The organism is uncultured Gimesia sp. (assembly GCF_963976445.1).
Taxonomy (GTDB): domain Bacteria; phylum Planctomycetota; class Planctomycetia; order Planctomycetales; family Planctomycetaceae; genus Gimesia.
Map to the genome: position 1 here is coordinate 398,645 of NZ_CAXBKP010000002.1, position 21,144 is coordinate 419,788.

At 49.4% G+C, this 21,144-nt stretch carries 14 protein-coding genes and 1 tRNA gene; 3 read left to right on the forward strand and 12 right to left on the reverse strand.

Annotated elements, in window-relative coordinates; genetic code table 11:
- Window positions 1-57: 57 nt before the first annotated feature.
- Entirely contained in the window at window positions 58-5,217 is a 5,160-nt protein-coding gene (locus tag AAC022_RS04040) for a protein kinase (RefSeq protein WP_339728234.1), read from the forward strand.
- On the opposite strand, the gene AAC022_RS04045 is transcribed toward AAC022_RS04040, so the two are convergent.
- Window positions 5,205-5,813: a glycine zipper domain-containing protein gene (locus AAC022_RS04045; protein WP_339728235.1), complete on the reverse strand. Its 609-nt coding sequence runs from the start codon at window positions 5,811-5,813 to the stop codon at window positions 5,205-5,207. The genes AAC022_RS04040 and AAC022_RS04045 overlap by 13 nt on opposite strands.
- A 362-nt stretch (window positions 5,814-6,175) precedes the next feature.
- On the opposite strand from AAC022_RS04045, the gene AAC022_RS04050 reads away from it, so the two are divergent.
- A complete protein-coding gene (locus tag AAC022_RS04050; protein WP_339728236.1) occupies window positions 6,176-6,775 on the forward strand; it encodes an antibiotic biosynthesis monooxygenase in 600 nt (199 codons plus the stop codon).
- A gap of 107 nt (window positions 6,776-6,882) precedes the next feature.
- Here the strand turns inward: AAC022_RS04050 and AAC022_RS04055 are convergent, their stop codons facing one another.
- The 10 genes from AAC022_RS04055 to AAC022_RS04100 all read right to left on the reverse strand — a co-directional run bounded on the left by AAC022_RS04055 (window position 6,883) and on the right by AAC022_RS04100 (window position 16,416).
- Window positions 6,883-7,611 carry a c-type cytochrome gene (locus AAC022_RS04055; RefSeq protein ID WP_339728238.1) on the reverse strand — a complete coding sequence of 243 codons (729 nt, stop codon included), beginning with the start codon at window positions 7,609-7,611 and terminating at the stop codon, window positions 6,883-6,885.
- A 135-nt stretch (window positions 7,612-7,746) separates the two neighbouring features.
- Window positions 7,747-8,772, reverse strand: a complete 1,026-nt coding sequence (locus AAC022_RS04060) for a DsrE family protein (RefSeq protein ID WP_339728240.1) — start codon at window positions 8,770-8,772, stop codon at window positions 7,747-7,749.
- Between the two features lie 69 nt (window positions 8,773-8,841).
- Window positions 8,842-10,092: an FAD/NAD(P)-binding oxidoreductase gene (locus AAC022_RS04065; RefSeq protein WP_339728242.1), complete on the reverse strand. Its 1,251-nt coding sequence runs from the start codon at window positions 10,090-10,092 to the stop codon at window positions 8,842-8,844.
- Window positions 10,093-10,323: 231 nt separating this feature from the next.
- Complete coding sequence (locus AAC022_RS04070) at window positions 10,324-11,769, reverse strand: MBL fold metallo-hydrolase (RefSeq protein ID WP_339728244.1); 1,446 nt, start codon at window positions 11,767-11,769, stop codon at window positions 10,324-10,326.
- Window positions 11,770-11,780: 11 nt separating this feature from the next.
- Complete coding sequence (locus AAC022_RS04075; protein WP_339728246.1) at window positions 11,781-12,644, reverse strand: sulfite exporter TauE/SafE family protein; 864 nt, start codon at window positions 12,642-12,644, stop codon at window positions 11,781-11,783.
- Between the two features lie 579 nt (window positions 12,645-13,223).
- On the reverse strand, window positions 13,224-13,490 hold the full coding sequence (locus AAC022_RS04080; protein WP_339728249.1) for a hypothetical protein: 267 nt from the start codon (window positions 13,488-13,490) through the stop codon (window positions 13,224-13,226).
- A gap of 577 nt (window positions 13,491-14,067) precedes the next feature.
- On the reverse strand, window positions 14,068-14,349 hold the full coding sequence (locus tag AAC022_RS04085; RefSeq protein ID WP_339728250.1) for an SUMF1/EgtB/PvdO family nonheme iron enzyme: 282 nt from the start codon (window positions 14,347-14,349) through the stop codon (window positions 14,068-14,070).
- A gap of 61 nt (window positions 14,350-14,410) precedes the next feature.
- Window positions 14,411-15,334 carry a hypothetical protein gene (locus tag AAC022_RS04090; RefSeq protein WP_339728253.1) on the reverse strand — a complete coding sequence of 308 codons (924 nt, stop codon included), beginning with the start codon at window positions 15,332-15,334 and terminating at the stop codon, window positions 14,411-14,413.
- Window positions 15,335-15,721: 387 nt separating this feature from the next.
- Entirely contained in the window at window positions 15,722-16,201 is a 480-nt protein-coding gene (locus AAC022_RS04095; RefSeq protein WP_339728256.1) for a hypothetical protein, read from the reverse strand.
- Window positions 16,202-16,331: 130 nt separating this feature from the next.
- Window positions 16,332-16,416, reverse strand: a tRNA-Ser gene (locus AAC022_RS04100).
- Window positions 16,417-16,732: 316 nt separating this feature from the next.
- On the opposite strand from AAC022_RS04100, the gene AAC022_RS04105 reads away from it, so the two are divergent.
- The gene (locus AAC022_RS04105) at window positions 16,733-17,386 is read left to right on the forward strand and encodes an ATP:cob(I)alamin adenosyltransferase (protein WP_339728259.1); all 654 of its coding nucleotides are present in this window, start codon (window positions 16,733-16,735) and stop codon (window positions 17,384-17,386) included.
- A 17-nt stretch (window positions 17,387-17,403) separates the two neighbouring features.
- On the opposite strand, the gene metH is transcribed toward AAC022_RS04105, so the two are convergent.
- The gene (metH, locus tag AAC022_RS04110) at window positions 17,404-21,114 is read right to left on the reverse strand and encodes a methionine synthase (protein ID WP_339728261.1); all 3,711 of its coding nucleotides are present in this window, start codon (window positions 21,112-21,114) and stop codon (window positions 17,404-17,406) included.
- Window positions 21,115-21,144: the final 30 nt, after the last annotated feature.

The window sequence follows — 21,144 nt, forward strand, 5'->3', positions numbered from 1 at the left end:
AAATGAGACCGTCGTTATTCTCAACCAAGAAATCAACGACAGCATGCGAGTAACATTATGAACAACATCCCAGACAAAGATCAACGAAACGAAGAATCGTCAGACGATCAGAGCTCTCTCAATGATCAGACGCAATCCGATTTCGAATTTGATGCTGATGATCATGCTCCTGAAAATGATCAGACGATCATCTCCGATCAATGGGAGTCTGAAACGATTTCCCCTGAAGGGAATGAGACACTCGAAGATTCCAGCGCTGAAGATATCTATCAAACACAAAACGATTCCGATTCGGAATTGAGTACAGCAGACGATTTCTCGGTAAACGATCATACAATTGTCGAAGACAGTGCCTCAGAAGACATCAATGCCACAATCGTCGACCCCGCATCTGCGGACCTTGAGCGAACAATCACAGAAGAAGATCATGCAGACTGGGCTGGCGCGCAAACGATTAGCGAAAGTCCAGAAGAAGAGCATTCCGATTCTGTACACGAGCAGACACTGGTTCTCGACGAATCTGACAACGCTTCTGTGATCGGTGCAACTTTGATTGAAGACCACAATGCGCCGCAAGAGATCGATGCTACGATCGTCTCTGATGATGTCCCTCCGGAACTGGTAGCCACAATGAATTCGGCCTGGGGCGATGGCATGGCGACGATGCCGGAAGGCCCGGAAATGACCATCAAAGCCGAGGACCTTTCTAGTGATGATCTGACGAATCAAACATCGCTCGTCATTAAAAAACGAGATTTCAGTGACAAGATAAAGTCGGAATACTTAAATAATGCCGAATACGAATTACTGGAAGTACTCGGTCAGGGTGGCATGGGCGTTGTCTATACCGCACGGCAGACTTCGATTGACCGCCAGGTAGCGGTCAAAATGCTGAAAAGTAAAACGGCCAAAAACAGTGATCAACGCCACAAATTCCTGGCAGAAGCGGTCGTCACCGGCGAACTGGATCACCCCAATATCGTCCCCATTTATGACGTGGGCAGTAATAATAGCGGCGATTTGTATTACTCGATGAAAAAAGTCGAAGGCCGCCCATGGCTGAAGACGGTTCGTAAGAATTCTCTCGCTGAAAATTTAAACATCCTGATGAAAGTCGCAGACGCCGTTGCGTTCGCACACTCCCGCAGCGTTGTCCACCGTGATTTAAAACCCGAAAATGTGATGCTTGGGGAATTCGGCGAAGTTTTGGTGATGGACTGGGGACTGGCACAGTCTACCTCCGGATTTCGCAAGTCCAATAGCATCATCACCACATCCAGCATGGGGGGAACCCCTGCTTACATGGCGCCGGAAATGGCAACCGGCCCCGTCGATAGAATTTCGCCGCTCTCTGATGTGTATCTGTTAGGTGCGATTTTATACGAAATCCTCACAGGGCGTCCGCCACATACTGGCAAGACTGCCATGAAATGCCTGATGGCGGCCGCGAAAAATGAAATTGTCCCCACAGATAAAAAAGGGGAACTTGTTGACATCGCCATGAAAGCAATGGCCACGCAACAAAAGGACCGCTTCCCCAGCGTGCAGGCGTTGCAACAGGCCATCATGGCTTACCAATCTCATTCGGAAAGTATTTCGCTTGCGACAAGAGCACAATCCGATTTGAAAGGGGCAAAAGCAACAGAAAATTATGAACTGTTTTCACGGGCCTTATTTGGATTCCAGGAAGCACTTTCTCTCTGGCCCAAAAACCACGCGGCACAAGCAGGCGCAGACAAAACGACTCTGAGCTACGCCAGTACCGCGTATTCGAAAGGGGACTACGACCTCGGTTTATCTATGCTGAATGAAAAGAATCCAGCACACACGGAACTGATCGAACAAATCCGCTCAGCCCAGACAGAACGAGACGCAAGGCAGCAACGACTCCGCGCAGCAAAACGAGTTTTTGTTGGTATGCTGGCAACGGTGATGGTTGTGGTCACCGGTGCTTTTTTCTGGATTCGCGCTGAAGCAAATCGGGCCTTGAAAGCAGAAGAAGTCGCTGAAACAGAACGGGACACCGCAATCGAGGAACGTAAAAAAGCGGATAAAGCGCGTGAGCAGGAAACAATCGCACTCCAGAAGTCTGTCGAGTCTGAAAAAGAAGCCATCGCGGAAAAAGAAAAAGCGGAAGAGGCACAACGACAGGAAGCAGTCGCACGTCAAGAAGAAATGCTCGCACGCCAGAAAGCAGTAGAGTCTGAAAAAGAAGCCATCGCAGCAAAAGAAAAAGAAGAATACGAGGCCTACATCGCCCGCATCGGTCTGGCAGCCGCCAAGATCGATGAAAACGCTTTTGAAAGTGCCATCCAATTACTCAAAGGATGCCCTGAAGAACTGCGCAACTGGGAATGGGGACGTCTCATGCACCTCTGCTCGCAAAGCAGCAGGACTTTCAACGCCCAGGCACCAGTTGATGCCTTAGCCGTCTCCACAGATGGGGCCCATTTCGTCACGGGAGGCAAAGACGGTTTCGCACGGCTCTGGGATCGAGCCAGTGGAAAAATGATCGCCAAGTTCGATCACAACAAGAACCCCGTATTAGCAGTCGCCTTCAGTCCCGATGGAAAAACGCTGGCGACAGGCTGTGAAGACCGAAAAGGATTTATCAAACTCTGGGATCTGGAAACCCATTTACAAATCCCACGTATATTTCAGGACCTCGAACAAATAATGCCCTTTGACAAAGGACACACCGAAGGTATCTTGAGTATTACTTATTCGAAAGATGGAACACGACTACTGACCAGTTCCTACGATAAAACCGCACGTCTCTGGGAAGTCGCTTCCGGCAAACAGCTCAGACGATTCTGGGGGCATAACTGGTGGGTCTGGGATGCAAGTTTTTCAACTGATGAACGTCGCATCGTTACCGCCAGCCAGGACGGAACCGCCGTCATCTGGTCAGTAGAAACCGGTAAACAGGGTGCCCCCTTCACCGGTCATCAAGGTCCCGTTTACTCTGCGCACTTCTCCCCTGACACCAACAGCACGCATGTGGTCACCAGCGGCTACGATCGGCGGATCCTGTTATGGAGACCGGAAGATATTGTTCCTTTCGACTTTTCTAAAATCGTTTCTGGTAAGAAAAACAAGCAACCGCCGTATATCGCCTTCAACGGTCATCAGGAAAGCGTTCAATCTGCTGAGTTCACACCCGATGGCACGATGATTATTTCTGCCAGTCACGACAATACGTTGAAGCTCTGGGACATCGAAACGACAAAAGCCCTTAAAACGTTTCGCGGACATGATAGTTGGGTCCAGGCAGCGACTTTGCTGAAGGACGGAAAATGGATTCTCTCAGCCAGCCACGATGCCCGGTTAAAATTGTGGAGCATCGCCGACTATGAAGAAATCCGTACCTTAAAAGGCAGAGTCCTCGCGCAGCATGTCGATTCCATTCTGGACGTCTCCTTTTCCAAAGACGGAACACAACTCGTCACAGCCAGTCGCGACAAAACTGCTATTTCCTGGAACGTCGCAACCGGAAAACCGCAAATCGAATTTACAGAAGGTCATGCCTTTCTGGCATCAAATGCCGTTTTCTTACCGGACCAGAAACATCTGGCAACCGCCGCCGTCGATAATTCTGTACGCATCTGGGACATTCAGACCGGAACTGAACACAAGCGATTCGATCACACTGGCCGCAGCGCTGCCATTGATGTTTCTTCTGACTCACGTTTCTTACTGACAGGTAGCGATAAAAAAACGGTCCGCATCTGGAATATTGAAACTGGAAAATTAATTCGGGAGATGACAGGCCACCGATCTGAAGTTAGTGCGGTCGCCTTTTCTCCCGATCTGCGTTTCTGCGCCAGCGGCGATGCCAGCGGCCGGTGCATGTTGTGGGAAGTCGCCACTGGCAAACAACTGCATCAGTTGGAAGGTCATACCCGTAGAATTTCCGCCGTCAATTTTCTACCCGATGGAAAAACGCTACTCACAGCCAGCGGCGATAACACTGTTGGAAACTGGGATATTACAACTGGCAAAGAAAACCGGCAACAGATTCTCAAGCACCCCGATGCCATTCTGTCGTTGGCAGTATTTGCGAATGGAAAACAAGCCGTCACCAGTTGTGCCGATGGGCTGGTCAGAATCTGGAATCTTTCGACGCCTGAAGTCGTTCAAACCATCAAACCAGTAAACGGTCTGATCAATTCGGTCAGCATTTCACACGATAATAAACGATTACTCACAGCCAATGTTCAACAACGAGTGATTCAGGTCTGGTCTGTAGATACAGGTAAAGAACTACTGGTTCCCGGCAAAAACGGAAAGTTAAACCCGTTTCTCGATTTCAAAAAACAGGGCGGCATGTTATGGACGGCCATTTTCTCACCGTATCACGATTCTATCTTAACCGTGGGTGGTCGAGATGCACGGCTCTGGAACGGCATGACCGCCAAACAGGTCATGGCTTTTCACCCGCATGGCGTTGTTGCTTCAGCCTCGTTCTCGCCTGACGGGAAATGGCTGGTCACCGGCAGCTGGGATAACTCCGCGAAAATTTGGAACACACAGACCGGACATGCTGAAAAGAAACTGGAACAGAAACATAAGGGATACGTCAATACCGTACGTTACTCACCCGATGGCAAACAGATTTTGACAGCCAGCGATGACGGCACCTCGAAGCTCTGGGACGCCAGCAGTGGCGCAGTACTGTTAACGCTCGAACAACCGGGCACTCATGTCAAAAGCGCCATCTTTTCTCCCGATGGCTTGCATATTGTTACCGCATCGGACGACAAAACGCTTGTGTTGTGGGATGCTAAAACAGGTCAGAAAAAGACAACATTTAAAGGACATGCCTGGCCTGTCAATGTTGTCGCCTATTCACATGATGGCAAACATTTGATTTCCGGATCGGAAGATACCAACGCGATCATCTGGGATATCGCCACACAGAAAAAGATAGTCCTCGCAGGTCACACGGCTCCCGTTGCTTCCGTGGTATTTTCTCCAGACGATAGTCGCGCATTCACGGCCAGTGAAGATGGAACCGCAAAACTCTGGGACGCTAAAAAAGGGAAAGAAATCCTCACACTCAGCAGTCACACCCAAGGCGTCACTTCGGTTGATTTCTCACCCAACGGCCGGTATGTTGCAACCGGCAGTCAGGATGGCCAAGCCATTTTATGGCTCACAGTCGACTGGAAAAATAAGGATGCTGCCCAGATGGCGATCTCGAATCATTTAAAGTGAAAATGACCGTGGATTCCTGTATGAGGTCGGACATAACGCCGCCGCGGACGAGGTGTGACATACACAACTGACGGCTGAGTCACTACGGTCGTCGGTCGCTGCTTCACAATAATCGGCTCAGCGGCAGAAACATAATTATGCTGCTGCATATATTCAATCAAGGGATCACTGATCCCCTGTTGCTTCAGCGAGATGATGGTCTGCGGACTCAGATCAAAGGCACCTCCCTGACTGCGAATGGCGCCCATAATCACCGTATCACTCACGCCACTATGCGACATTTGGATGACATCAGTATTTCTGATTGCAGCACGCGCCATACGCTCATGATTCGCCTGAGCGATGGCAACGTCGCGTTCTTCCCGTGCATCCTCTGCGTTTCCAATCAGACTACCAGCCAGCCCACCCGTTGCCGCACCGATTAATGCACCAGCGCCACCATTACCCGAGTGACTGCCGATGATCGCACCAGTAATCGCACCGAGGCCTGCGCCGTTCGCGGCCCCCGCTTCGGTATGATTCATGGAACTACAACCCACCTGGAGTAACCCAAGTAACAACAGAGAAAACAGACTTTTATGTGACACACAGTCCATTAATGTGAATCCTTTCACCCAACTCATGCACTTTTTACAATCCTTAGTCGCTCATCCTCAGAGGCAGTCTTGATACATTGACTACCTTTATATATATCGGGAAAGTATGACTCAATTATCAGATAATTTAGAAGTTGTATAGATGAAATTTCGAACCGAAATAGCAGCGACCAAACAGGCTGACAACGTGGTACACATAAGGTGTTATACTGCTGTGTTTTATAGCCTGTTTTTCAAAAATGCAGAAAACAGGCATCTCAATCTGTTCTATTCAACACAAACACAGCGATAAGATACTAATGCGCTTTGAGAATTCTTAGATGATTGAAAGATCTACAACATTTCAGGAAAGCAACCGCTGCATGGAATCCATGATAACTGATCCGGTCACAATGCTGGTGACCGCCCATCCTGCTTCCGGAAACGAGAAAGAATGGGAACAAACCCTAACCAGCACGATCCAGGCATCGCTAAAATTTCCCGGCCACATGGGAACGACTGTTCTCAAACAAGAATCCCGCTCGAAACCAACCTATCAGATTATCCTGCGTTTTGACAAACAGAAAAATCTCGACAACTGGAAAAGTTCTCCTGAGCGCGAACATTGGGTTTCCCGGTTACACGCCCTCGAACATTGCCCACCTGCAGTGACTCATAACACGGGCCTGGAAACCTGGTTTGAGTTTTCGCATCACGACGACCAGCATTCGACATTTCATCCCCCCAAATACAAAATAGCAATCATTGTCTGGATTGCCGTTTATGTGACCATCATTCCAATCATCAATGTAATCCGCCCCTTCACCAGCGAGCTGCACTTTCTGATTGGCAGCGCCATCACAACAACCATCACTGTCCCGCTGATGACTTGGGTCATGATCCCGGCTTTAAGCTGGTTACTGCAAAACTGGCTCTATCCTGTTCATGAAAATTCAACCAAAGCTGAACACAACAGCAAATAAACTCAGCAAAATAAAGCAGATGGAAGTAGAGTGACTCTCGGCAAAACCAGCGTTCGCCTGCAACATAGTTAGATTTGCAAGCGGTTCAAACATGATGCCTGTGATTCTTACCAGTCATAAACTCCCAACCTGTTCGGTTTTGGTAAGTGGTCTTCGAGTACAAATTTGGGGCGCGGATGTGAGTTGATGAAGGCAGCAATATCCAGCGCATCCTGTTCCGTCAAATTCGCGTCATCCAGCGGCATCGCCACCTTGAGCCAGGCAGCCAGCTTATCATTGCGACTAAAGCCGGCTCCCGCATTATACGACTTGTCCCCCCATACAGGCGGCCCCTCTGGTGTCCCCTGGCCTGCTTTGCCATGACAGTCTGCACATTGCTTGTTGTATAGACTTGCCCCGCGTATCTCATTCGCCTGCTCCGGCTTGATCTTAAGCGGCCGTACATGATTCGGGCCCAGAGGTTTTGCTGGGTTCATTTTGATCCGGTTCCCCGTCGAAAGCCACGTAATATATGTAGTAATCGCAATCGATACCTTGCTGCCTTTCGGGGGGCGGATTCCGTTCTGGCTTCTCATAAAACAGTTCAACACGCGGTCTTCCAAAGTAATCACCCGTTTCTCTCGCGGCGACCAGGCAGGATAAGCGGCAGCGGTTCCCAGAAAACTGGCCGCATGCGGAACCGTACCCGCCTTGAGATGACAGGAACTACAGGATAAAGCATTCCCAACATAAGCCTTGGAGAGCGGGTGCTCGTTCGTCTGCTCGACAAGCTCCTGCCCCAGCTTGACGATTCCTCCCAGTTCACCCGGAGGAAAGGTCACTGGAACGGGATACATTTTCTTCTCATTCGAATTCTGGGCAGCTAGGTTAGCAACCAGAAAACCTCCAACCAAATAACAACCGATGAATATAAACGGTTTCAATCGCAATCGTTCGTCCTCGTCACATTGAGATAAATTTACGGGTATCCCCTACTTCAACAGCGGAACGTACGCGTAGCCATCAGTCTGTAGATTGACCAGGGATGTCAATGCAGAAACAGCAACATCAGAAAAGACCACCACGTCTTCAGGCTTTCCTTTTTTGCTAATCAAAGATTGACCGCACACATAGATCTCAACGCCCGCTTCGTGCAGTTCGTGCAATAACTCCAAATTCGGATTCCCTTCGGTCCCAAAACGTCGAGAGTAGACGTCATCATTCAACACACAGAGCGTCGCATCACCATGCAAAACGACCGCAATCTGCACCTCGGCAGGCGACTTACCAGCTCCCTGATAAATATTAACGTAACGCGCAACCTTCTCAATACCGGGATTCAACTTACTGGCATCTCCCCCTTTAGTCACGTCGACGCATATTTTGCTTCCATCACGGGGCTGTTGAGCTGCATCGGGAAGTGGCATGACCTTGCCATACTCCTTGATCACCGGATTGAGATACTCCATTTTTTTGGTCTGAGTTGTCTGCTTCAGATTGGGAACGGGGTGATTCTTCATCGCTTCTGGAAAACCACGTTTTACAAATCCCGAAACGGCTTTCGCGTGTGCTTGAATCAACTGAGCGATATACGGATCGTCCGATGTTTCCGTCACTCGAACCCCTTTCGCTGTTTTCTCATATACCATCTTAATCTGATCCGCATGTTTGAATAGTTCCGCGAACAGCGGATCTCGCATCCGGATCGGTTGCTTCTTTTCAATTCGCTCTTTCATCCAGTAGACATGCTCTTTGATTTTCGCAGCGACTTGAGGATCATTCGACTCTGTAAGTGTTTTTACGCCATTTGGCAGTTCCTGAACCGTTCTCTGGATCTTCTGATGATTCGTCAGCAGAAAACGAAAGTCTTGATGATCCCGGTCATGGCCTTGCCCCTGACCATGTCCGCCTCTTCCACGTCCGGGACCGCGCCCCGGCCCACGTTGGGCCAGAGCAGTGCCTGCGACCACACAAACCAGAAGCAACATCATTCCATTCCTCAGATGCTTTGTACTCATTCTTTCAATTCCTTCGCGTTGATTCTTTTATTATGTTGTGACTCTTTTTAAAGCGTTTTCAGCAATCGGTCAGGCTCGCCCTTTTAACATGCCCTTCCAATACAGAACGGGCAACACATACTTCTTCAGCAACCACATACTCCAGCGTTCCTTGGCTTGACTGAAAGGAAAGGTCTCGGCCGGGTTCTTGTCGTAATCAAATTCCGCCAGAACCAGCTTACCGTAACCGGTCACCAACGGACACGATGTATAGCCGTCGTACTTCGCAGTCAGCGGTTTCCCCGCCATCAATGCCTGCAGGTTCTTGACTAAAGCAGGCGATTGCTTTCGAATAGCGGCTCCCGTTTTTGACGTCGGCAGACTGCTGCTGTCACCCAGTGCAAATACATTAGAGTAACGCACATGTTGTAGCGAATGCTTGTCAACATCGACCCAGCCTTTTTCATCTGCCAAAGGGCTCTTCGCAATAAACGCAGGCGGCCCCATCGGAGGCGTTACGTGGATCATATCATAGTGAATCGAGACTTCTTCACCTGTCTCAGTATGTCGAAAGATCGCTTCTTTCGTGTCGGCGCAGATTGCGACCAGGCTCTGATTAAACCGAGTATCAATTTCCTTGCGCTCGATCACTTTTTCTAATACCTTCCGATATCGTTCAACAGCAAAGATCGTACTGCTTCCAGATGCGAAAATCACGTGCGATTTATCCCGAACGCCTTGCTGGCGAAAATAGTCATCGGCCAGATAACAGATTTTCTGCGGTGCACCACCACATTTAATCCCCGTTGCGGGTTGCGTGAATAGAGCAGTCCCCCCCTTGAAGTTACGAATATTTTCCCATGTGCTGCCGACCGATTCAAACGAATAATTACTACAGACTCCATCCTTGCCAAGACTGTCTTTCAAACCAGTGATGGCGTCCCAGTTAATTTGAATACCAGCACAGACTACCAGGAAGTCATATTGAATCGTTCGCCCGTCTCTTGTTTTAATCTGATTCCGCTCTGGATCGAACTCAATGACCGCATCCTGAATCCAGGTTGCTTTCTTTGGGATCACAGAAGCTTCATCGCGACGTGTATCCTCTTTGCGAAATGCCCCGCCCCCCACCAACGTCCAGGCTGGCTGGTAATAATGATTGTCGGCAGGATCGATGATGGCGACGTCGGTTTCGTTAAACCAGCCCTTCGTCAATTTCGCGGCCACGGTAATTCCAGCTGTCCCCCCGCCTACGATCACCACTTGATGATGCAGCACAGAACCGGGACGATCTTGAGCCGGACTACTTTCAACGGTTTTATGAATGGTTTCTGAAATCATTTGAAATCTCCCGTTTGTGAAACGTCCGAACCAGTAATTTCATCAGGCTGAACGGATTCAAGATCAGACTTTGCATTGAGTTGTTGTGAACGCGACTTAATATGTGAATCGATATTACAAAACCCACTCAGGCACGTTTTCATCCCAAACCGAGGCAGTATCCACACATTGAGAATGAACCACGTCGCCAATATCGTCAGTAAAATTAAAATGTCAGTCATTATTACACTCCTAAGAGCAGGTTGAACCGCCTGCCGATCCGCACGCAACAGTTCCGGTAGTCGTTGTCGCTAGCCCCGCCTCTTTCCAGGCCTGGAAGCCACCGGCGAGATTGATCACGTCAAAACCAGACGCCTGCATAATACTGGCTGCGATCGCCGAACGTGCTGCACTCTGGCACTGCACGACCACTGGTTGACTGACATCAACTCCAGCCAATTGATCAGCCAGATGTCCCAGAAATAAATGTTTCGCCTGAGGAATATGGCTGACATTCCACTCAGAGTCCGATCTCACGTCAATCAATTTGACCTCACCCGCTACAATGCGTGGCGCCAGTTCGCTGGGGGACGCGGAAACGTATCGCTCTAAAGCCAACCCGGCCTCCTCTACTTTCTTTTTTTCAAATACCCCTTGTACCTGATCGATGCCAATCTTATGCAGCACACGCATCGTTTCAGAGAGTTGTGACTCTTCTGCAATCAGATAGACTGGCTGCTCATAATCTACCAGCCACCCTGCCCATGAAGCCAACATCGAAAGGGGGATATTAATCGTCCCCGGTACATGAGCCTCTGCAAATGTCGCAGAGGGAGAAAGATCAATCACCAGCGCCTCATTTGCAATCAATGAGAGCTGACCTGAATCAAGAGCTGGCGGGAACACCGCCTCTCCCAAAACACGAGGGCCTTCTTTATTAACGCGTTTCATCACCGCAAAATACTTGGGCGCTTCCGGCTGATCCTCCAAGATGTACTTCACGAACGAAGTTTCGTTATCATACTGCAGCGCCGGGTTGAATCGTTTTTCATACCCCACTGTTGAGGATGGAATCGCTCCCAGACCTTTTCCGCAGGCACTTCCCGCCCCGTGAGCAGGCCACACCTGCAGATAATCGGGAAGTTGTTTGAATCGTTCTGCCGAGTGATACAGTTGATGTGCGCCTGCTTCCGCACTCCCTTTAATCCCGGCTGCTTCTTCCAGTAGATCCGGACGACCTATTGAACCCACAAAGACAAAATCGCCCGTGAAGATCCCCATTGGCTCATCCGCACCGCCCCCCTGATCGGTCAGCAGAAACGAAATACTCTCTGGAGTATGACCGGGCGTATGCATGATTTTGAATTGAATATTTCCGATCTGGAACGTGTCGCCCTCTTTAACCAACTCTGAATCGTAATTCGATGCGTACAGATACTTCCATTCTGCCGGACCTTCATCAGACAGGTACAGTTTCGCACCAACTCGATCTGCCAGTTCGCGTGCACCAGAAACATAGTCGGCATGGATATGAGTCTCTGCCACAGCAGTCAGTTTCAACCCTTCACGTTGTGCCATTTCCAGGTATTGCTCAACATCTCGGCCCGGATCGATGACAACCGCTTCTTTCGTTTTCTGACAACCAACCAGATAAGATGCATGCGCCAGTTTTTGATCATAGAAATATTTCAGCAACATCGTGTTTCTCCCTATATTCCCTGTTGGCTGATTCTGAAATCAGCATCAGTCGTTGATTTGAAATTGATCTCCGTCACTGTATGTGCTTTTGCTGAAACCAGCTTGCTGCCCTCATTAAAAATAACGAAACCGCCGAGCAGAACCAGGAACCCTGCAAAAACGGTCCGCAGTACGCGTTGATTCATTCGAGCATTGATCTTGCGGCCAATAATACTGCCGATGACACCAATGGAGGTGAAGACCATGATTGTCTGCCAGTTCACCGTCATTTCATGAGCCAATAAAAAGTGCTCGTACTTGGCAAAGCCGACAGTGGCGTTGATGACGATGATGACCAGGCTCGTCCCGATCGCCAGTCGCATCGGCAACTTTCCTAAGATGACCAGAGCCGGAACAATCAGAAATCCGCCCCCCACTCCCACAAAACCGGTCACAGTACCAACGACGATTCCTTCCAGACCAACTTGCCAGATCGGTGCTCGATGAACCTGCTCGTCGGGTGTTCTCTGAGTCGCCCCAGAACCTTTAGATCGATGAAACATAATGAATGCAGCCGCTAATAAAACACTACCGAATACAACGAGCTGCAACGCCTCCGCAGCCAGGCCGCCCAGCCAGGCACCAACGAATGTTCCCAGCATGCCGGGCAGACCAAAATAAGCCACACTCCGCCAGTCAATCTGTTTTGCATTCGCATAGGGAATCGCTGCGGCTATGGAGATTAAACCGACAATCGCCATCGATTCTGCAATCGACTCTTTCGCCCCATGTCCCACCAAATAAACCAATATCGGCACCGTAATCGCAGATCCTCCCGATCCCAAGAGGCCGAGCGTGATACCAATCAGCAGTGAACCGATCAAAATCGTAGTCATTCCATTATTCCACTCTATTGAAACAGCGTGTGTTCGCGTAAATCAAATACGAGCAGCCACTCAGTATCCAGATGGCCTGAATGTCTATAACACATTATATCGCAACTTCGCGACATTACAATATGTATTTACCTACAAATATAATTTGATCCATTTGTCTGGTAGAGAGGAATCAGCGATGAGTAACACAATCACAGGTTTTCCTGAATACGGCGATCCAGTAATGCACCCCACGAAACACCTAAGTGGCTTTTAAATAGAACCTTACAACATGCCCCATTGCGATATTCCTTCAGAACGACGCTCACAATTTGCATAAGCGACGTGGGTTTCTTTGTATAATCGATCCTTACCAGCATGTTTTTTAAACCTGCTAGACACTTGGATGATCTACTGATTTGTCTGGATCCTACCCAGTGATAACCGCACACGCGCAAATGAACTTTCGATGACAAAGAGTCCCTGATTTCATACTTGTCTCCCGAATTATTGCCCCTGGAGAAACGAGTTATACTGAATGAGTGCGAGACCGACCAAGAGTCACATTTATTGAGCTCTCCAGGAACACGCAACAAAGCCTCACCAATCGCTGATCATTTTTGTCTTGACACCTTCCTGCCGTTTGAAAAAATGTGCTCTTACCTGCGTCGCGCGCGAGAACACTACTGGTTCAGCTGAAGCTTCCGAACTTCTGAAAATATCAGCACTATAAAACCTGCTCGTTTCAGCAAGATTTTCCAAACCAGTGCTCGCCCGCACCTCAGTTATCAAACGACATCGCAGGACTTCACGCCAGCTTCGTTCAACTTCATCAAGCCTTCCCAAGATATCACTTGTCGTTCGCAAGACATTAATTCCAGTCCCCATTGACACTCTCACGCTCCTGAAGATGATAGGCATCACAAATAGAATTAACCCAGTTAAGACAACCAGGTCGAGCACAGCAACTACACTGTGGTTGTTGACTCCCCTGAGTAGATCGGCGCTCGCTACCGTTAAAAATGGCACCAAGCAGAAACAAACCAATCGCCATCAAACCGTACCAGATATCATCCAACCCCACACAGATAAACATGCACTACAAAGACACAAATCAGCATCTCCGTTTGGGTGGTACTGTTGGCTTGTCAGCAGTGATAAAGAAACCAGCATCACCCATTCTGTGTGGGTACGCTTGAAGGCAATTTAGCTCGAGCGGAGAACGTAACTGAGAATGAGAAAATAGGGCGCAGTTCTCGAAAAATAAGATCACTGCCCCACTTTATTTCCTGAGGATGGAGTACCAGAAATTCGGACCACTCGAAACCAAAACGGATATTGTGAACATCGGGCACAGCAGCATCCCGGTACCCTGAACGACAGTAGCTGGCGATATTGGTGATGCCACCACCTCGAATCACCCACTTAGAGCCAGATGCGGAACTTATCGGATCTGTTTTGATACCGCTCGTATAGGGACCATAGATACCCTGGCACCACTCAAGGACATTGCCATGCATGTCGTACAATCCCACGCATTAGGCTTCTTTTCACCAACATGATGAGTTTTCTGACCGGAGTTTTTAAAGTACCATACATAGTCCCCCAGGTCTGAATCGGTATCGCCAAAAGAATACTCCGTGGTTGTTCCCGCACGGCACGCATACTCCCATTCCGCCTCCGTCGGGAGTCGATACACATCACCGGCGGTTTTCTCTGCTGGCATCGCTGGCGTTCTGCAGCAGAGGTGATGACGGAATAATCTTCTAGACGGGTGCCCCGATTCGTTACCCAGGTGGGCGGCCCGCGATAAGAGCCAGGTTTTCACCAAACCAGGTTATCCCCCGTCCGCCAGCGGTTAGTTTTGTCCCGAGGCCCCGGATATAGAGTTTTGGCTTCCCCTTCTCTATGTTGTAATACCAATTAAATGTCGTCTTATAATCTGGCGTATAACGCGGGGAATGAACTCGGTTGTTTGAGTAGAGAACCAGATCCTTGCCGTCTTTTGACCGATAGACGGCCTGTCGTTGCACACGAGTAAACTGAAGCTTCCAATACGTGCGGTTCACCGGCTTCCCTTTTCCAGTCAAGACATTGTCTGTTCTCTCTACAAACGGGATTCGACCGAATTGTGGGTCGACGAAAGTCACGATCACCGTCGGACCATGAAATTCGTAAGTCCCGATTTTGCGGTCGCCGTCCATTACGAGCTTGTTCGTTGTGAAGTCGCATGTCAGCCGGATGAACACGTTCGTTCCAGGTAGGACAGCCACAAATTCCCACAAGTCGACAATCGAGTCCTTTAGTGCAATCGTCGGCTTGGTGCCGATCAGTGATTCCCCCGCAGTCTTCGGCATCACAGCGGGCGCGACGATTTCGGATTTGAGTGTGACGCCATTCATTAAGACGCGGGCGTCAATATTCCAGCCGCCAACCCAGTTCCCTTTATAAAAAGTCCCGCCGGCACGAGGCGAAGCTTTACCCTGCTTGCCGAAGTCAACGGTGTCACGGATTAAGGCCCAGGGAAGCCCCTTGCTGGTCTTGCCATCCGACATCAGAGTGAGCCGTCCATTATTCAGGTGCTTACGATAAGTGGTGACGACTTCCCAGACCGAGATCTGCTCAGCCGCCTCTGCAGTTCCAGCCCCAATGACTAGCTGGATTCCCAAGATAATGCCAAGTCGACTCGCCTTCGAAAACATTTCCATCATAAGTTCGTACTCCGGTGGTTCTTACCCGGTCAGTCTGTTAGAGATACCCTGATCTGGCCAAACAACAACCAAGTGAACATAATACTTTAGCAACTCCCCATCAACCATGCAACGCATGTCTAGTACACAATTGCCACTTTCTCCTACTGCTACGCGTTCTCCAGGCAAAAACAAAGCTAGTTTTCAACTATGCAGCATATGACAAGACCCAAGCCGCGCAGTGCTCAGTGAGTGGCGTTTCTTAGCCTGTGTCGAAGGCCTCAGAGATCTGGGGAAAGATGCAAGGAATGGCGAAGAAAACACTCAAAGTCACTTTTAGATCGAGCTGATTAGAACCCATAAAGCGAATCATAATCTGTCATAGAGTGTTTTCATTTGAGGTTCATCTTAACCGAACTGTTCGGGGGCAGTGCGCGTGCGATAGAAAACATTTTCAGCGAACACGAAACCATCTAATCCACATGTTCCCATCACTTGAGATGCATTGATTTTGAGCGATTCTAACCGCGATTCAAGTTCAGGGAGCGTTGCGTAGGGAACAAGAGGCCAATTGTATTTTCCTCGTATAAGAAATAGCCATTCCCACCTGTCAAGGAACGATTTGATAGGCACACAACACACGTCCATGAGCATGCTCGGAGCGAGCATGTCATCAAAGTACTGAGCAAGGACTTTGATGACTCGCAGGTCAGTTAGTTCTTCTTGAGTATTGATTTCTCGATACTGCGTATTCAGAGTGAGATAACGCTCTTCCAAGTGTAATGACATAGCATAAATCAAATTGTCATGAATCGGGGGGATTTCCATTCCCCTGGAAGCGTCTATTTGACATTCCTGCCACGACAAAGAGTTTTCCATAAACATCATCCGCTTCTCTTGCTATGAAAGCCAAGGGGCGAAAAACGCCCCTCAAACCCCACTGATCGAGACTGAGAACAGACCATACATAAAAAAGCCGTTGAACTGTCAGTGACAGATCAACGGCTTTGATTGTGAACGGAGAGGGGGGGATTCGAACCCCCGGTACCTTGCGGCACGCCGGTTTTCAAGACCGGTGCAATCGGCCACTCTGCCACCTCTCCAGAAGCCCGAAATTCCTTTAAGGACTGGGCTTCGGACGAGAGTATATAGTCTCGCCCCAGGCTTGTAAAGTCTCAAATTTAGTCAGATCTGTACTTACATCGGCCAGATTGAGCCTCGATTTCCTGTGAAATCAAACAGGAGAGAACGGTTTTTAAAAAAACAGACGTCTGATTCCCGTTCTGCCACTTACCTGCCCCGGATCTTTTGCTAAAACTAGATATGTGCGTCTGTTGCAGTGACTTCTGGCTTTCAGTCTGTCTGCCTTATGCGATGGGACAATAATTCAAGATTCAATCCAATCTGAGGATCCAGAGCATGTCGGAACGAGGAAAAGTCCATTTGAATATGATCGTCACTAAAACCGGTGACCAGGGAGAAACCTATCTGAATGATGGCTCGCGTGTTCCCAAAACTTCCACGCGGATTAAAGCACTCGCACAAATTGAACAAGTCGCTGTGAAACTAGGATATTTCATTGATGCCTGTGACCTGGATGTCCTGCATCTGCAACTGGCTGAAGAAATGACATGTCAGATTAACCTGACGCAGCTCGCCAATTCATTTCAGCAGGAAATATACGATCTGGGGTCCGACATCAGTACCCCGATCACCGACGATGAAAGCAACTCCCGTTTTCCGATGGAGAAAGTCGAAGAACTGACGGCACTGATTGCAGAACTCACTCCGATCCTTGAACCGCTGGACTCCTTTATCCTGCCTCAGGGAAGTCTGCCGGTTGTGATTTCACACGATATCCGAACTACGATTCGTCAGGCTGAAATACAAGTCTGGGAAATTGAAGAAGCGATCAATCCCGCCGTTCCTCAGTACCTCAACCGCCTCTCAGATTTCTGGTTTGTCTTAGGCCGAATCTTGCACTTTGACGATCAGCAGTCCGATGAGGCCGAAATCAAACAATGGGAACCCAACCAGACACACGCCCGCGGCATTCAAATTCAGAAATCATGAGCATCAATTGGGTACGTTTAATTATCATGCAGTAGTACTGGACGCAACCAGCGCGTGATTTCGTCCATGCTCATCCCCTTGCGCTCTGCCAGCGAAGCCAATTGATCTTTATCAATTTTCCCCGTATGGAAATAACGCGACTCCGGGTAAGAGAGATACCAGCCCGAAACGGCAGCCGTCGGATACATGGCAAAATGCTCGGTCAACTGGATACCAATTTCACTCTCGGCATCCAACATCTTGAACAGTGTCTCCTTTTCCGTATGATCGGGGCAGGCGGGGTATCCAGGGGCAGGACGGATGCCGCTATATTCTTCTTTGATTAACGCTTCATTGTCAATTTCTTCGTCGGGTTTATAACCCCAGAATTCTTTTCTGACGCGGGCATGCAGGTGTTCGGCAAACGCTTCTGCCAGACGATCCGCAAGCGCCTTGACCATGATGCTGTTATAGTCATCGTGTGCTTCTTCGTAAGACTTAGCCAGTTCCTCTGCTCCGATCCCCGCAGTGACGGCAAAGCCACCAACGTAATCGATCTTGCCACTCTCTTTAGGAGCAACAAAATCAGCCAGCGACATCAGCGGTTTCTCTTCCTGCCCTCGTTTGCGGATCTGCTGTCGAACATGATGCAGGCGCGCATTCACTTTCTCGCGACTGGTATCCTCATAAACTTCGATATCATCCCCATTGACCCGATTCGCAGGCCAGAATCCGATGACGGCCCGTGCGGTTAGTAATTTTTCGTCAACAATCTTCTTAAGCATCTCCTGCGCACCTGCATATAAATCACGCGCGGCTTCTCCCACCACTTCATCATTGAGAATTTTGGGATATTTTCCAACCAGATCCCAACTGATAAAGAACGGAGTCCAGTCAATATACTCAACCAGCTTTTCCAGCGGGTATTCATCGAGTACTTTTGTGCCGGTAAACGTGGGAACGGGTGGCGTATAATCTTCCCAGTCAATCTGCACCCCCTGCTTCACCGCATCCGCATATGGCACGGGGGTTCCCTGTGGTTTGCGATTGGCGACGCGTTCACGAACAGTCACGTACTCTTCTTTGATTTTCGCGACATAAGCATCGCGCTGTTCATCTGAGATTAATGCAGCAGCGACTCCCACCGCACGCGAAGCATCGGATACATATACCACCTGATTCCGTTTGTACTGCGGTTCAACTTTGACAGCCGTATGCGCCTTCGAAGTCGTAGCCCCCCCGATCATTAACGGCAGATCTATCTCCAGACGTTCCATTTCGCTGGCCACTGTCACCATCTCATCCAATGAAGGAGTAATCAGCCCGGACAAGCCAATGATGTCGCATTGTTTTTCAAGGGCAGTTTTCAAAATGGTCTCGCAGGGAACCATCACTCCCAGATCGATCACTTCAAAATTATTGCACTGCAAGACGACGCCTACAATATTTTTACCGATATCATGCACATCCCCTTTCACAGTCGCCATCAGAATCCGACCGTTGGGTTTACTCGCTTCGTCCTTTTCTTCTTCGATATACGGCTGCAGATAAGCCACCGCCTGCTTCATGACCCGCGCGGATTTCACCACCTGCGGCAGAAACATCTTCCCCGCGCCAAACAGGTCCCCGACCACATTCATCCCGTCCATCAACGGGCCTTCAATCACATCCAGTGGCCGAGCCAATTCCTGACGTGCTAACTCGGCGTCTTCTACGATGTAGGTCGAGATGCCTTTCACTAAAGCATGTTGGATCCGCTTCGTCACCGGCAATTCCCGCCAGGACAAGTCCTCTGTTTTTCCAGAGCCCGCTGTCCCATCACCACGATACTCTTCGGCAATTTCCAGTAACGCTTCGGTTCCCTCCGGTGTGCGGTTCAGAATGACATCTTCCACTCCGTTTTTCAGTTTTGCTGGCAAGTCATCATAGACGGCCAACTGGCTGGCATTCACAATCCCCATATTCATGCCCGCTTGAATGGCATGATAGAGAAACACCGAATGAATGGCTTCGCGGACCGCATTATTCCCCCGGAAAGAGAAAGACACGTTCGACACGCCACCGGAAACACTGGCATGAGGCAGGTTTTGGCGAATCCATTCAGTTGCTTCAATAAAATCGACCGCATAGTTGTTATGCTCATCGATGCCGGTAGCTACAGCAAAGATGTTCGGGTCAAAAATGATATCCTGCGGTGCAAAATCCAACTTCTCCCGCAGTAGTTGATACGATCGCTGACAGATTTCAGTCTTACGTTGTTTCGTATCGGCCTGCCCGTCCTCATCAAAGGCCATCACCACCACAGCAGCTCCGTAAAGCTGGCACAAGCGGGCTCGTTCTAAGAACTCAGCCTCGCCCTCTTTCAGACTGATCGAGTTGACGATCGGCTTTCCCTGGATGCATTTGAGCCCCGCTACAATGACTTCCCATTTTGAAGAATCCACCATTATGGGTACGCGGGCAATATCCGGTTCGGTCGCCACCAGATTCAAAAACCTCGTCATGGCAGCCACGGAATCCAGCATGCCTTCATCCATATTAACGTCCATTATATGGGCGCCGTTTTGCACCTGCTGCAATGCCACTTCCAATGCGGTATCGTAATTGTCATCTTTAATCAGCCGCTTGAAACGAGCAGAGCCAGTCACATTACAACGTTCGCCGACATTCACGAACAGACTGTCTTTCGTCACATTGAACGGTTCTAACCCGGAAAGACGCAATGCCGGTTCAATCTCAGGTACTTTGCGCGGTGCATGCTTTTCCATCGCCTGGGCGATGGCTTTAATATGTGCGGGGGTCGTCCCGCAACATCCCCCCAGAATATTCAGAAAGCCGCTACTGGCAAATTCATCGACAATCTCTGCCATCTCAGCGGCACTTTGATCGTATTCGCCAAATTCATTCGGTAGACCGGCATTCGGATGAGCCGACACATAGGTATCCGCCACACGGGAGAGTTCCTTCACATACTGTCGCAGTTCCTCTGCCCCTAATGCACAGTTCAACCCAATCGAAAATGGCTTGGCGTGCGACAGTGAATTCCAGAATGCCTCAGTCGTCTGCCCCGACAACGTACGGCCGGAAGCATCAGTGATCGTTCCTGAGATCATGATCGGCAGTTCGATATTTTCGCGCTGAAAATAGGTCCAAACGGCGAACACGGCTGCTTTGGCGTTTAACGTATCAAAGATCGTCTCGATCAAGAGCAGATCGACGCCCCCCTTCACCAGACCATCAATCGACTCCAGATAATTCTCGACCAGCTCATCATAGGTCACATTCCGCGCGCCTGGATCATTCACGTCTGGTGAAATCGAACAGGTACGGCTTGTCGGCCCTATAACACCAGCCACCCAGCGTGGTTTGTCTGGTGTGAGCGCTGTCATTTCATCTGCAGCGGCTCGTGCGAGCTTTGCAGAAGCCAGGTTCAATTCGTGAGCTAGCGACTCCATTTCGTAATCGCTTTGGGACAACTGCGTCCCATTGAACGTGTTCGTCTCCAGAATATCCGCGCCCGCTTCCAGATACTCACGGTGAATGTCCTGGATAATCTGCGGCTGGGTCAGTGAGAGCAGATCGTTGTTGCCGGCAATATCCATATGATAGTCGGAAAAGCGTTCGCCCCGGTAATCAGCCTCTTTGAGCTTATGGTTCTGAATCATCGTCCCCATCGCTCCATCCAGAATCAGTATCCGTTTCTGAATGGCTGTATAGAGAGCTTCAATACGAGTGGAGCGATCAGACATACTTCTAAAACCTATACTCTATTTTGAAAA